The organism is Acinetobacter sp. YH12120 (assembly GCF_013418795.1).
GTDB lineage: Bacteria > Pseudomonadota > Gammaproteobacteria > Pseudomonadales > Moraxellaceae > Acinetobacter > Acinetobacter towneri.
This window is the reverse complement of sequence record NZ_VPBI01000003.1, coordinates 45,448-58,493: the sequence shown is the minus strand read 5'-3', so window position 1 is coordinate 58,493 and position 13,046 is coordinate 45,448. Positions and strand designations below refer to the sequence as shown.

Below are 13,046 nucleotides of genomic sequence, written 5' to 3'. Positions count from 1 at the left end.
GAAGTTATTTATGACTTGGAAAATACAAGCAATTAGCGGTGAATTTACTGGCCAAGAAATTAGTATCGACCGTGATATGTTGGTGGGGCGTCATCAAAGTGCAGATTTGATGCTGCAATCGGCAGAAATTTCACGTAAACATGCGGCTTTTTTACTTAAAGAACAAGCGCTGTATGTGCAAGATTTAAATTCTTCCAACGGCACTTTTGTAAATGATTTACGCATTGCCGATGAAACCTTACTTAAAGAAGGTGATATCGTCCAATTTGCCAGCTTAAAGTTTTCAGTATTTGCGCCTGCGGTTGAATTGGAACATGCGGCAGATGTCGCCGAAACTGCTGAAAAAGTCACAGCACAAACAGAAAAAACACCTGCACAGCAAATGAACGAGCAGGGAATGCCTGAATTGAATCAACGTGACAGTTCTGTGCAATTAAACCGTGATGGTATGCCGCAAGGCGTGGCAGTACCAAAACCAGCACCTATTCCAGAAGGCGTGGATATTCATGCAGTTCCAGCAGAGCCAACACCTGTGTCTGTCGAGCAGCCTGTTTCTCGTGTGGAACAAGAGAAAGAACAGCAAAAAAATGCTTCTGTTGGCTTGATTTCACTGATTGTCTTGGTGGTTTTGGCAGTTTTGGCTTGGCTATTGTTTAAATAAGCAGCCTTTGCTTTACAATCAAGGCATGCGATCGCATGCCTTTGTTCATTTAGGGGGAAGAATGTCTATTGCTCAGCTTGATACACGTCAAGTCATTTTATTTGATTTAGATGGCACTTTGGTCGATTCTGCGACAGATTTATACCGCGCCATGAACATGAGTTTAAATGCGCTGCAACTGCCTTTGGTAACATTGGAGCAAGTGCGAACTTGGGTGGGGAAGGGAACTGCGGTATTTTGCAATAGTGTCTTATCGCACTTAATGGGCGAAGTTCACCCTGAACAGCAACAACAGCTACTGAACACCTTCTTAGAAATTTATAATGCCGATCCGTGTATCGACACACAACCATTCCCGGGCATTATTGAATTTTTGGACTGGGCAAAAGCACAACAAAAAACCTTAGTTTGTGTGACTAATAAACCTGAGCAGCCAGCTCGTGCCATTGTTGAAGCATTAGAGATGCAACACTATTTTGATGATGTGATTGGTGGAGATCGCTTTGAGGAGCGTAAACCACACCCGCGTCAATTGCTGCATTGTGTTGAGCATTATCAGGTGGAGAAGTCTCAAGTCTTGATGATTGGTGATTCTTCTAATGATGTTGAAGCCGCGCGTCGAGCGGGGATTGATTGTATTGTAGTCAGCTACGGCTATAATCATGGTGAGCCGATTGCCAATTGTCAGCCACAACAAATTGTGGATAATTTAACTGAATTGTTAAATATTTAAGTGCTTAAAACTTCGCGCTAATTGCTATAAAGGATATCAATATGAGTCAGGCTGTAATGCCCATATTTCGATGGCGACGCTAGTCAATCTACAACCGTCCTTCACTTCGTCTTATCGAAAACATTGCTACATCGAAATATAGAGAGCTCCACATGACCACTCAGACTCAATTTGAACAACTTAAAGCAGCAGGCTACAACCTCATTCCTGTATATCGCCAGCGTTTGGCTGATACCGAAACTCCATTGTCGGTATTTGCGCGTTTGAAGCAGCATCAACAAGCTTATTTGTTTGAGTCTGTAGAAGGCGGTGAAAACTGGGCGCGTTATTCAATTATTGGTTTGGGTGAATCTACAGTTTTCTCCTGCAATGCGGGTGAACTCACCATCCAACACGCCGATGGTTCAATCGAAAAACAAACTTGTGCGCAGCCGTTTCAGTATATCCGCGATTTTCAGGCGCAATTTAAAGTACCTACACAAGCCGACTTGCCTGAATTGCCAAGCTTTACAGGTGGTTTGGTGGGTTATTTTGGTTACGATGCAGTGCGTTATATCGAACCTCGTTTAAAGAATGTGCCTGCAGAAGATCCAGTCGGTTTACCTGATATTTGGATGATGTTGTCTAAAACAGTCATCGTATTTGATAACTTAAAAGATACCTTGTTCTTAATTGTGCATGCCGATGCAGCGCAGGCAGATGCTTATACTCAGGCGCAGCAACAACTCGATGCACTAGAAGAAATTTTAGCAACCCCGATTAGTCTAAAAGCAGAAAAACATACGCCACCACATTTTGAATCGCTTACAGGCAAAGAAAAATTCTTGGCGACCATTGATACCGTCAAAGAATACATTCGTGCAGGCGATGTTATGCAAGTGGTGCCTGGACATCGCATGGTGTCAGATTTTGATGGTGAGCCGTTACAGGTTTATCGTGCTTTGCGCCATCTCAACCCATCGCCGTACTTATTCTTGGTACAAGGCAAAACTTTGGGCGATGATCAGCCGTTTCATATTGTCGGCTCATCACCTGAAATTTTATCGCGTTTGGAAAATGGTATTGCCACTGTGCGTCCTTTAGCAGGTACACGCCCGCGCGGTAAAACCAAAGAAGAAGATTTGGCACTTGAGCAAGATTTGTTGTCGGATGAAAAAGAAATTGCCGAACACTTAATGCTGATTGACTTGGGGCGTAATGATGTCGGGCGTATCGCCAAAATTGGTAAAGTACAAGTGACTGATCAAATGGTGATCGAGCGTTATTCGCATGTCATGCATATTGTGTCCAATGTGCAAGGTGAAGTGCGTGACGATGTCGATGCTTTGGATGTTTTTCAGGCAACTTTCCCTGCAGGGACACTTTCGGGTGCACCAAAAATTCGTGCCATGGAAATTATTGATGAAGTTGAGCCTGTAAAACGTGGTGTTTTTGGTGGTGCTGTTGGTTATTTAGGCTGGCATGGCGAAATGGACATGTCGATTGCGATTCGTACCTGTGTTATTCGTCAAAATAAGGTCTATGTGCAGGCAGGCGCAGGTCTAGTTGCGGACTCAAATCCTGAATCTGAATGGAATGAAACCCAAATAAAAGCTCGCGCAGTGATCAAAGCGGTTGAATTATCATCAAATGGATTGATTTTATGAGTTTTTAGCGTTTTTTTTGAAAAAAACACTTGCACGGATTTCAAGTTTTGCTAAACTGCACACCGTTCCGATACGAAACGTACGAAACACTAAGAAACGCCGGCATAGCTCAGTTGGTAGAGCAACTGACTTGTAATCAGTAGGTCCACAGTTCGAATCCGTGTGCCGGCACCATCTTAGGGAGTTTGAGTTGTTAAGTAAAGAACGAACACTGAGTAAGTGTGAAAATGGTGGGATTCCCGAGCGGTCAAAGGGAGCAGACTGTAACTCTGCCGCGTAAGCTTCGAAGGTTCGAATCCTTCTCCCACCACCATTAACTTCGATAGAAGTGGTAATTACCAACATAGATGCGGGAGTAGCTCAGTTGGTAGAGCGGCAGCCTTCCAAGCTGCATGTCGCGAGTTCGATCCTCGTCTCCCGCTCCATCGAAGGATTTGTCGCTCTTATAGCTCAGTGGTAGAGCACTCCCTTGGTAAGGGAGAGGTCTCGAGTTCAAATCTCGATAAGAGCTCCAGATACAGTTTAGCGATTATTCGCACAAGATTTTCAAAAAGCAGGCTTATTAGTCTGCTTTTCAAGTATTAGGTGTCTAGTTTTTTAGGCGATATGTCGGGGCAGAGTTTTACTCAGCATTGTGTTCGACGTAAACGAGGAAGATGAACATGGCTAAGGCTAAGTTTGAACGTAATAAGCCACACGTTAACGTGGGCACAATCGGTCACGTTGACCATGGTAAAACAACTTTAACAGCTGCGATTGCTACAGTATGTGCACGTAAGTTTGGTGGTGAAGCGAAAGATTACGCTGCTATCGACTCTGCACCAGAAGAAAAAGCACGTGGTATTACAATTAATACTTCTCACGTAGAATACGACTCTCCAACTCGTCACTACGCGCACGTAGACTGCCCAGGTCACGCCGACTATGTTAAAAACATGATCACTGGTGCTGCTCAGATGGATGGTGCGATCCTTGTTTGTTCAGCGACTGATGGTCCAATGCCACAAACTCGTGAACACATCCTTCTTTCTCGTCAGGTAGGTGTACCTTACATCATCGTATTCTTAAACAAATGCGATATCGTAGACGACGAAGAGTTAATCGAATTAGTTGAAATGGAAGTTCGTGAACTTCTTTCTACTTACGACTTCCCAGGCGACGACACTCCAGTAATCCGTGGTTCAGCACTTGCTGCACTTAACGGTGAATCAGGTCAATATGGCGAAGATGCTGTAGTTGCTCTTGTTGAAGCGCTTGATACTTACATCCCAGAGCCAGTACGTGCAATCGATCAAGCATTCTTAATGCCAATCGAAGACGTATTCTCTATTTCTGGTCGTGGTACAGTAGTAACTGGCCGTGTAGAAACTGGTATCGTGAAAGTAGGCGAAGAAGTTGAAATCGTTGGTATCAAAGACACAGTTAAAACAACTGTAACTGGCGTAGAAATGTTCCGTAAACTTCTTGACGAAGGTCGTGCGGGCGAGAACTGTGGTGTTCTTTTACGTGGTACTAAGCGTGAAGACGTACAACGTGGTCAAGTACTTGCTAAGCCAGGTACAATCAAGCCACACACTAAATTCGATGCGGAAGTATACGTACTTTCTAAAGAAGAGGGTGGTCGTCACACTCCATTCCTTAACGGTTACCGTCCACAATTCTATTTCCGTACAACTGATGTAACTGGTGCAATCCAGTTGAAAGAAGGCGTTGAAATGGTAATGCCAGGTGACAACGTTGAAATGTCAGTAGAATTAATCCACCCAATCGCAATGGACCCAGGTCTACGTTTTGCGATCCGTGAAGGTGGTCGTACTGTAGGTGCGGGTGTTGTTGCTAAAGTAACAGCATAATTATAGAATGTGTTAAACAGGTCGAGAGCTTTGGCTCTCGTTCTGTTTTGTAGGTCAGTAGTTCAATTGGTAGAGCGTCGGTCTCCAAAACCGAATGTTGGGGGTTCGAGTCCCTCCTGGCCTGCCACTTTTTTTAAAAAAGCTTGATGTCGGCTAATCTAGTCATATAATAAGTCGCGAATTCTACGACGAGTACAAAAATGTCGAATGATAAATCGCGTGACGCATTAAGCGACGCGCCAATCCCTCAAAGAAATAATTCTGCTGAAGTTGTTCAATCGAGTTCTCCATTAGACTACGTGTTGTGGGGTATCGCTTTGATTTTATTCATCGCTTCGATGATGGTGAATCAGCATCTTCCTGCGTATTGGGCACCAGCCAATGATATTTGGGTGCGTGTTGGGGTAATTTTGGCTTGTATCGTTGTGGCTTTAGGTTTATTATACGCCACCCATCAAGGCAAAGGCTTTGTTCGTTTGCTTAAAGATTCACGTATTGAGTTACGTCGAGTCACTTGGCCTACTAAACAGGAAACTGTAACAACGTCATGGCATGTATTGATTGTTGTTGTAGTCACTTCAATTGTATTGTGGTGTTTTGACTATTTGTTAGGCTGGGCAATCAAGTTAATTATCGGGTAAAAGAGCTATGAAACGTTGGTACATTATTCATGCCTACTCAGGTTATGAAAAACAAGTGATGCGTTCGCTTAATGATCGAATCCAGCGTAGCGCTGTTGCCGATAGCTTTGGTGAAGTCCTTGTTCCTACCGAAGAAGTGGTAGAAATGAAGGATGGTAAGAAACGTAAGTCAGAGCGTAAGTTCTTTCCAGGCTATGTATTGGTTGAAATGGAAATGAACGATGAAACTTGGCACATTGTTAAAGAGTGTCCAAAAGTTTTAGGTTTTATTGGTGGTACAGCAGAAAAGCCTGCCCCAATTACGCAAAAAGAAGCTGACGCGATTCTTGCACGTGTACGCAATACTGGTGAAGCACCTCGTCCGAAGACGATGTTTGAACCAGGCGAAGAATTACTTGTGATTGATGGTCCATTCACCGACTTTAAAGGCGTGGTGGAAGAAGTTCAATACGAGAAGTCACGTTTAACGTTGACAATTAATGTATTTAATCGACCTACTCAGGTTGAGCTGGAATTTCGTCAAGTCGAAAAATCCGTTTAAGTTTGAGTGGTTGGAAAACGCCCGATTTATGATGAATCGGGCATTGTTGTTGTAACGGTATCGTTACTTAAAATATTGGGGAGCCTAGCGGCGTTTGTACCCAGAGGTAATTTGAAATGGCTAAGAAGATTGACGGCTATATCAAGCTGCAAGTTCCAGCTGGTAAAGCGAATCCATCTCCACCAATTGGTCCTGCATTAGGTCAACGTGGTGTTAACATCATGGCATTCTGTAAAGAATTCAATGCTGCTACACAAAAAGTTGAACCAGGTTTGCCAATTCCTGTAGTGATCACTGTGTACAACGACAAGTCGTTCACATTCATCATGAAAACTCCTCCTGCTGCAATTCTTCTTAAGAAAGCTGCAGGCATTCAAAAGGGTTCAGCTGTACCTAACAAAAACAAAGTTGGTAAGTTGACTCGTGCTCAATTAGAAGAAATCGCGACTACTAAAGAACCAGATTTAACTGGTGCTGATTTAGAAGCACGTGTGCGTACCATTGCTGGTTCTGCACGTTCTATGGGCTTGGATGTGGAGCTATAAGACATGGCAAAGTTAACTAAACGTCAAAAAGCCATTGCTGCTGCTGTAGAAGCAAACAAAGTTTACACTTTGGAAGAAGCAGTTGAAGTTCTAAACAACCTTCCTGCTGCTAAATTCAAAGAATCTTTGGATGTTGCGGTAAACCTAGGTGTTGACCCACGTAAATCTGATCAGGTTGTTCGTGGTGCGACTACACTTCCTGCAGGTACTGGTAAAACTGTACGTGTAGCTGTTTTCGCTCAAGGTGCTGCTGCAGAAGCTGCTAAAGCTGAAGGCGCAGACGTGGTTGGTTTCGACGACTTAGCTGAAAGCATTCAAGCGGGTAACCTTGACTTTGACGTTGTGATTGCAGCTCCGGATGCAATGCGCGTAGTAGGTAAGTTGGGTACGATTCTTGGTCCACGTGGCTTAATGCCAAACCCTAAAGTGGGTACTGTAACTCCTGACGTTGCGACTGCAGTTAAAAATGCAAAAGCAGGTCAAGCGCGTTACCGTGTAGACAAAGCGGGTATTATCCACGCTGCGATTGGTCAAGTTGGCTTTACTGCTGAAGCAGTTCGTTCAAACGTTGAAACCTTAGTTGCTGACTTGAAAAAGTTAAAGCCTGCAACTTCTAAAGGCGTATACATCAAAAAGATCACTTTGAGCTCTACTATGGGTCCTGGTCTTGTTATTGATGTACAGAACGTTTCTAACTAAGTCTGACTTAGAAAGAATTTTAAAGTCCTGAAAAGTCTCCTTCTCCCTCTGGGAGAAGGTCGGGATGAGGGTTAAACCTCTCCCTAACCCTCTCCTAGCAGGAGAGGGGGACATTCAGGCGGACTTTGAATTGGTAAATGAGAATTTATCAGCGTCAAAGACCTCAGGCGAGAGTAGTTTTATGCTGCTTTCTTAATCTTCCAGCCTGGGTAGACGCGGTGGTGTGATTTATTCCTCCTCCGCGTGTAAGTTCAGCAATGAATTTACGAATTGGGAGTGTGCTTCACGTAAGCACATAAATCACCGTTAGGAGGTTTTACAATGGCTCTTCTTATCGAAGACAAAAAACAGATCGTAGCAGAAGTTAACGAAGTTGCTTCTAAAGCGTTCTCTGCTGTTGTTGCTGACTATCAAGGTATGAGCGTTGAGCAATTAACGGCTCTACGTGTTGAAGCGCGTAAATTAGGTGTTACTACACGTGTTGTACGTAATACTTTGGCTAAACGTGCTTTTCAAGATACGCAATTCACGATCTTGAACGACAACCTTGTTGGCCCAACAATTTTAGCTTTCTCAACTTCTGAAGACGACATGGGTGCAGCTGCACGCTTGTTCGAAGAATTCGCTAAAACGAATAAAGCATTTGAACTTAAAGCTGCTGCATTTGACGGCAAACTTTATCAAGGTGCTGAAGTTAGCGTAATTGCGAATCTTCCGAACCAAGAAAAAGCGCTTACTATGCTTGCAAACGTTCTTCAAGCTCCTATTTCGAAATTGGGTCGCCTTATTACTGCGCTCAAAGAGAAAAACGAGTCAGAAGCTGCATAAGCTTAAATTTATTTCCACACCATTCAATTTCCATTTGGAGTTATTCTCATGGCTTTAACTAACGAAGAAATCTTAAACGCAGTTGCTGAAAAAACTGTTCTTGAACTTGTTGAACTTATCTCTGCTTTTGAAGAGAAATTCAATGTATCAGCTGCTGCTGTTGCTGTTGCTGCTGCTCCAGGCGCTGGCGCTGCTGCTGCAGAAGAGCAATCTGAATTCAACGTTGAGTTGACTTCTTTCGGTGCGAACAAAGTTGCTGTAATTAAAGCAGTTCGTGAAGCTACTGGCCTTGGTCTTAAAGAAGCTAAAGACATCGTTGAAGGCGCTCCTTCAGTGATCAAAGAAGCTGTTTCTAAAGAAGAAGGTGAAGAGCTTAAGAAGAAACTTGAAGAAGCTGGTGCTACAGTTACACTTAAGTAATCTTAAGGGGAGTCGATTTTTTTATAATCGACTCCAAAAAATGGCTGATGGCTCTTGGGTCATCAGCCTTTTTGCGTTACAATTATCGGCTCGATTTTTGTTTGAATGATGGGAAAACCATCGAAAACAATATAAACCAATAAAATCAAACGCTTACCAATATTTTTCCACATTTAAAAATATTGTTAAGCGTTTTAATACCACTAAAAATTGCAGCATTTGTAAAGAGTGGTGGCCATATCGGCCTGCGTAATTCCTTCTAAACCCGTTCTGCAGGCGGGTTTAGTTTACTTTCCGAGGACTCCAGATGGCATACTCATATACCGAAAAGAAACGGATCCGTAAGAATTTTGGTAAATTGCCCCAAGTAATGGATGCACCGTACTTGCTTTCGATTCAAGTCGACTCGTACCGTACTTTCCTTCAAGATGGCAAAACTCCAAAAAGCCGCGAAGATATCGGTCTCCAAGCCGCATTTCGTTCAGTTTTTCCTATAGAAAGTTATTCTGGCAATGCTGCTTTAGAATTTGTTGAGTATAGTCTTGGTAAGCCTGAGTTTGATGTACGTGAGTGTATTCTTCGCGGCTCAACTTATGCGGCACCAATGCGCGTAAAAATTCGTTTGATCATTAAAGATCGTGAAACGAAATCAATCAAAGATGTGCGTGAGCAAGAAGTCTACATGGGCGAAATGCCATTGATGACGGATAACGGTACCTTTGTGATTAACGGTACTGAGCGTGTAATTGTTTCTCAATTACACCGTTCACCAGGCGTGTTCTTTGACCATGATAAAGGTAAGACCCACTCGAGCGGTAAAGTGTTGTATTCAGCACGCATTATTCCTTACCGTGGCTCATGGTTAGACTTTGAATTCGATGCCAAAGACCTCGTTTATGTGCGTATTGACCGTCGTCGTAAATTGCTTGCGACTGTAGTGTTGCGTGCATTGGGCTATAGCAATGAACAAATCCTAGACTTGTTCTTTGAGAAAGTACCTGTCTATTTAGACATGGGTAGCTACCAAATTGACCTTGTCCCAGAACGCTTACGTGGCGAAATGGCACAATTTGACATCACTGATACTGACGGCAAAGTGATTGTTGAGCAAGGTAAACGCATTAATGCGCGTCACGTACGTCAAATGGAAGCAGCTGGTCTTGAGAAGCTTTCAGTTCCTGATGAGTACTTGTACGAACGTATTACTGCAGAAGACATCCAGCTAAAAGATGGCGATGTGATTGCTGCAAACACCTTGTTAAGCCATGAAATCATGGTGAAACTTGCAGAAGGTGGTGTTAAACAATTTAACATCCTATTCACCAATGACATCGACCGTGGTTCGTTCATTGCGGACACCTTACGTGCAGATACAACTGTTGGTCGTGAAGATGCTTTGGTAGAAATCTACAAAGTGATGCGTCCAGGTGAGCCACCGACGAAAGAAGCCGCTGAAAATCTGTTCAATAACTTGTTCTTCTCTTCTGAGCGTTATGATTTATCGCCAGTAGGTCGTATGAAGTTCAACCGTCGTTTGGGTCGTCCTTACGAAGTGGGTACAGATCAGAAATCACGTGAAGTTGAAGGTATTTTGTCTAACGAAGACATTACCGATGTACTTAAAACATTGATCGAAATCCGTAACGGTAAAGGTGAAGTCGACGATATCGACCACTTGGGTAACCGTCGCGTACGTTCAGTGGGCGAGATGACTGAAAACCAATTCCGTGTTGGTTTGGTACGTGTTGAGCGTGCTGTAAAAGAGCGTTTGTCACAAGCTGAAACAGACAACCTGTCTCCGCAAGATTTAATCAATGCGAAGCCAGTGGCTGCTGCAATCAAAGAATTCTTTGGTTCAAGCCAATTGTCTCAGTTCATGGACCAAAACAACCCGTTGTCTGAAATTACCCACAAGCGTCGCGTATCTGCGCTTGGTCCAGGTGGTTTGACACGTGAACGTGCAGGCTTTGAGGTACGTGACGTACACCAAACTCACTATGGTCGTGTGTGTCCAATTGAAACGCCTGAAGGTCCAAACATTGGTTTGATCAACTCGCTTTCTGTTTATGCAAAATGTAATAATTTTGGCTTCTTGGAAACGCCATACCGTAAAGTGGTTGATGGTCGTGTAACCGATGAGGTTGAGTATTTATCTGCAATTGAAGAAGTGGGCACGATCATTGCGCAAGCGGACTCAAGCGTAGACCAAGATGGCAATTTAACAGAAGAATTCGTATCTGTACGTCACCAAGGTGACTTCGTGCGTATGCCGCCAGAGCGCGTGACGCACATGGACGTTTCTGCACAGCAGGTTGTATCTGTAGCAGCATCACTGATTCCATTCCTTGAGCACGATGACGCCAACCGTGCCTTGATGGGATCGAACATGCAACGTCAGGCTGTTCCGACGCTTATCGCTGATAAACCACTTGTGGGTACAGGGATGGAAGCGAACGTAGCACATGACTCAGGTGTGTGTGTAATTGCAAACCGTGGTGGTCGTATTGAATATGTCGATGCTTCACGTGTAGTCATTCGTGTGAACGAAGAAGAAATGATCGCGGGTGAAGCAGGTGTAGATATCTACAACCTGATCAAATACACACGTTCAAACCAAAACACTTGTATTAACCAAAAAGTTTTGGTGAAGATGGGTGATAAGGTAGGTCGTGGTGATGTATTGGCTGACGGTCCATCTACAGATGGTGGTGAGCTTGCACTCGGTCAGAACATGCGCGTCGCGTTCATGACTTGGAATGGTTATAACTACGAAGACTCTATCTTGCTTTCTGAGCGTGTACTTCAAGAAGATCGCTTAACTTCGATTCACATTCAAGAGTTGTCATGCGTTGCACGTGATACCAAATTGGGTGCGGAAGAAATCACAGCTGATATTCCAAACGTGGGCGAAGCTGCACTGTCTAAACTAGACGAGTCTGGTATCGTTTACATTGGTGCTGAAGTTACTGCAGGCGACATCCTTGTTGGTAAAGTAACGCCTAAGGGTGAAACTCAGTTAACCCCTGAAGAAAAATTGCTTCGCGCAATCTTCGGTGAAAAAGCCGCAGATGTGAAAGATTCATCATTGCGCGTTCCATCGGGTACTAAAGGTACTGTGATTGACGTTCAAGTCTTTACTCGTGATGGTTTAGAAAAAGACGAACGTGCGCAAGCGATTGAAAAAGCACAGCTTGATGCGTATCGCAAAGACTTGAAAGAAGAATACAAAATCTTTGAAGAAGCAGCGCGTGAACGTATTATCCGCTTATTGAAAGGTCAAGAATCTAACGGTGGCGGTACAACTAAACGTGGTGACAAACTTTCTGAAGATGTGTTGTCTGGTTTAGAGTTAGTTGATCTACTTGAAATTCAACCAAGTGATGAAGCAATCGCTGAGCGTTTAACTCAAATTCAAACTTTCTTGAAAGAGAAGAGCTTTGAAATTGATGAGAAATTCGCTGAGAAGAAACGTAAGCTTTCTACAGGCGATGAACTCACTACGGGCGTATTGAAAGTTGTTAAAGTTTACCTTGCTGTTAAACGTCGCATCCAACCGGGTGACAAGATGGCGGGTCGTCACGGTAACAAAGGTGTTGTATCAAACATCTTGCCTGTAGAAGACATGCCACACGATGCTAACGGTGTACCAGTAGATATCGTATTGAACCCGCTAGGCGTACCATCGCGTATGAACGTGGGTCAGATTCTTGAAACACACTTGGGTATGGCAGCCAAAGGTTTGGGTGAGCAAATTGATAAAATGCTCAAACAACAACGCGAAATTGCTGAACTACGTGAGTTCCTAGACAAGATTTATAACAAAGTCGGTGGCGAGCAAGAAGATCTTGACAGCTTAACTGATGATGAAATCTTGGTATTGGCTGGCAACTTACGTGCAGGTGTTCCATTGGCTACTCCTGTATTTGATGGTGCAGAAGAAGGTCAAATTAAAGAATTACTTGAACTGGCTGAATTACCACGTTCAGGTCAAACCGTGTTGTACGATGGTCGTACAGGCGAGAAATTCGACCGTCCAGTGACTGTAGGTTATATGTACATGCTCAAACTCAACCACTTGGTGGATGACAAGATGCACGCGCGTTCTACAGGTTCTTACTCACTTGTAACGCAACAGCCGTTGGGTGGTAAGGCACAATTCGGTGGTCAGCGTTTCGGTGAGATGGAAGTCTGGGCACTTGAAGCATACGGTGCTGCATACACACTTCAAGAAATGCTCACTGTGAAGTCGGATGACGTTGAAGGTCGTACCCGTATCTATAAGAACATTGTAGATGGTAACCATTATATGGACCCAGGTATGCCTGAATCGTTTAACGTATTGACCAAAGAGATCCGTTCTTTAGGTATCAACATTGAACTGAAAAATGGTGACTAAGCATCTCCATTAAATCTCCCTAAATCCCTCTTTATAAAAGAGGGACTTTTCCCCCTTTGAAAAAGGGGGATTAAGGGGGATTA

11 protein-coding genes and 5 tRNA genes are annotated in these 13,046 nt (G+C 43.7%); all 16 read left to right on the top strand.

The genetic code is table 11. The features are described from left to right. Nucleotides 1-10 precede the first annotated feature (10 nt). The 16 genes from FTU58_RS03250 (at nucleotide 11) to rpoB (ending at nucleotide 12,963) form a co-directional block, all read left to right on the top strand. Nucleotides 11-661, top strand: a complete 651-nt coding sequence (locus FTU58_RS03250; RefSeq protein WP_179994906.1) for an FHA domain-containing protein — start codon at nucleotides 11-13, stop codon at nucleotides 659-661. 61 nt (nucleotides 662-722) lie between these two features. Beyond that, nucleotides 723-1,394, top strand: coding sequence for a phosphoglycolate phosphatase (locus FTU58_RS03245; protein ID WP_180062038.1), 672 nt, complete (start codon nucleotides 723-725; stop codon nucleotides 1,392-1,394). Between the two features lie 152 nt (nucleotides 1,395-1,546). After that, the gene (trpE, locus tag FTU58_RS03240) at nucleotides 1,547-3,040 is read left to right on the top strand and encodes an anthranilate synthase component I (RefSeq protein ID WP_167845714.1); all 1,494 of its coding nucleotides are present in this window, start codon (nucleotides 1,547-1,549) and stop codon (nucleotides 3,038-3,040) included. Nucleotides 3,041-3,138: 98 nt separating this feature from the next. After that, nucleotides 3,139-3,214 (top strand) — tRNA-Thr (locus FTU58_RS03235). A 55-nt stretch (nucleotides 3,215-3,269) separates the two neighbouring features. Next, a tRNA-Tyr gene (locus tag FTU58_RS03230) sits at nucleotides 3,270-3,353 on the top strand. Nucleotides 3,354-3,389: 36 nt separating this feature from the next. Continuing rightward, a tRNA-Gly gene (locus FTU58_RS03225) sits at nucleotides 3,390-3,465 on the top strand. A gap of 14 nt (nucleotides 3,466-3,479) precedes the next feature. Beyond that, nucleotides 3,480-3,554, top strand: a tRNA-Thr gene (locus FTU58_RS03220). 148 nt (nucleotides 3,555-3,702) lie between these two features. Further along, nucleotides 3,703-4,893, top strand: coding sequence for an elongation factor Tu (gene tuf, locus FTU58_RS03215; protein WP_004975768.1), 1,191 nt, complete (start codon nucleotides 3,703-3,705; stop codon nucleotides 4,891-4,893). A gap of 51 nt (nucleotides 4,894-4,944) precedes the next feature. Next, nucleotides 4,945-5,020, top strand: a tRNA-Trp gene (locus FTU58_RS03210). Nucleotides 5,021-5,093: 73 nt separating this feature from the next. Continuing rightward, the gene (gene secE, locus FTU58_RS03205) at nucleotides 5,094-5,534 is read left to right on the top strand and encodes a preprotein translocase subunit SecE (RefSeq protein ID WP_004975769.1); all 441 of its coding nucleotides are present in this window, start codon (nucleotides 5,094-5,096) and stop codon (nucleotides 5,532-5,534) included. Between the two features lie 7 nt (nucleotides 5,535-5,541). After that, nucleotides 5,542-6,075: a transcription termination/antitermination protein NusG gene (gene nusG / locus FTU58_RS03200; protein WP_004975770.1), complete on the top strand. Its 534-nt coding sequence runs from the start codon at nucleotides 5,542-5,544 to the stop codon at nucleotides 6,073-6,075. Nucleotides 6,076-6,191: 116 nt separating this feature from the next. Then, nucleotides 6,192-6,620, top strand: coding sequence for a 50S ribosomal protein L11 (gene rplK, locus FTU58_RS03195; protein WP_004975771.1), 429 nt, complete (start codon nucleotides 6,192-6,194; stop codon nucleotides 6,618-6,620). Nucleotides 6,621-6,623: 3 nt separating this feature from the next. Beyond that, nucleotides 6,624-7,319 carry a 50S ribosomal protein L1 gene (gene rplA, locus FTU58_RS03190; protein WP_004975774.1) on the top strand — a complete coding sequence of 232 codons (696 nt, stop codon included), beginning with the start codon at nucleotides 6,624-6,626 and terminating at the stop codon, nucleotides 7,317-7,319. Nucleotides 7,320-7,640: 321 nt separating this feature from the next. Further along, nucleotides 7,641-8,147, top strand: coding sequence for a 50S ribosomal protein L10 (rplJ, locus tag FTU58_RS03185; RefSeq protein WP_096902333.1), 507 nt, complete (start codon nucleotides 7,641-7,643; stop codon nucleotides 8,145-8,147). A gap of 48 nt (nucleotides 8,148-8,195) precedes the next feature. Continuing rightward, entirely contained in the window at nucleotides 8,196-8,567 is a 372-nt protein-coding gene (gene rplL, locus FTU58_RS03180) for a 50S ribosomal protein L7/L12 (RefSeq protein ID WP_004975779.1), read from the top strand. 307 nt (nucleotides 8,568-8,874) lie between these two features. Further along, nucleotides 8,875-12,963 carry a DNA-directed RNA polymerase subunit beta gene (gene rpoB, locus FTU58_RS03175; RefSeq protein WP_131260966.1) on the top strand — a complete coding sequence of 1,363 codons (4,089 nt, stop codon included), beginning with the start codon at nucleotides 8,875-8,877 and terminating at the stop codon, nucleotides 12,961-12,963. Nucleotides 12,964-13,046 lie beyond the last annotated feature (83 nt).

Excerpts from the sequence above, each read along its gene's own strand:
- rplA (WP_004975774.1), top strand. The coding sequence starts at position 6,624 with ATGGCAAAGTTAACTAAACGTCAAAAAGCCATTGCTGCTGCTGTAGAA.
- rpoB (WP_131260966.1), top strand. The coding sequence starts at position 8,875 with ATGGCATACTCATATACCGAAAAGAAACGGATCCGTAAGAATTTTGGT.
- FTU58_RS03245 (WP_180062038.1), top strand. The coding sequence starts at position 723 with ATGTCTATTGCTCAGCTTGATACACGTCAAGTCATTTTATTTGATTTA.
- rplK (WP_004975771.1), top strand. The coding sequence starts at position 6,192 with ATGGCTAAGAAGATTGACGGCTATATCAAGCTGCAAGTTCCAGCTGGT.
- rplL (WP_004975779.1), top strand. The coding sequence starts at position 8,196 with ATGGCTTTAACTAACGAAGAAATCTTAAACGCAGTTGCTGAAAAAACT.
- trpE (WP_167845714.1), top strand. The coding sequence starts at position 1,547 with ATGACCACTCAGACTCAATTTGAACAACTTAAAGCAGCAGGCTACAAC.
- tuf (WP_004975768.1), top strand. The coding sequence starts at position 3,703 with ATGGCTAAGGCTAAGTTTGAACGTAATAAGCCACACGTTAACGTGGGC.
- secE (WP_004975769.1), top strand. The coding sequence starts at position 5,094 with ATGTCGAATGATAAATCGCGTGACGCATTAAGCGACGCGCCAATCCCT.
- FTU58_RS03250 (WP_179994906.1), top strand. The coding sequence starts at position 11 with ATGACTTGGAAAATACAAGCAATTAGCGGTGAATTTACTGGCCAAGAA.
- nusG (WP_004975770.1), top strand. The coding sequence starts at position 5,542 with ATGAAACGTTGGTACATTATTCATGCCTACTCAGGTTATGAAAAACAA.
- rplJ (WP_096902333.1), top strand. The coding sequence starts at position 7,641 with ATGGCTCTTCTTATCGAAGACAAAAAACAGATCGTAGCAGAAGTTAAC.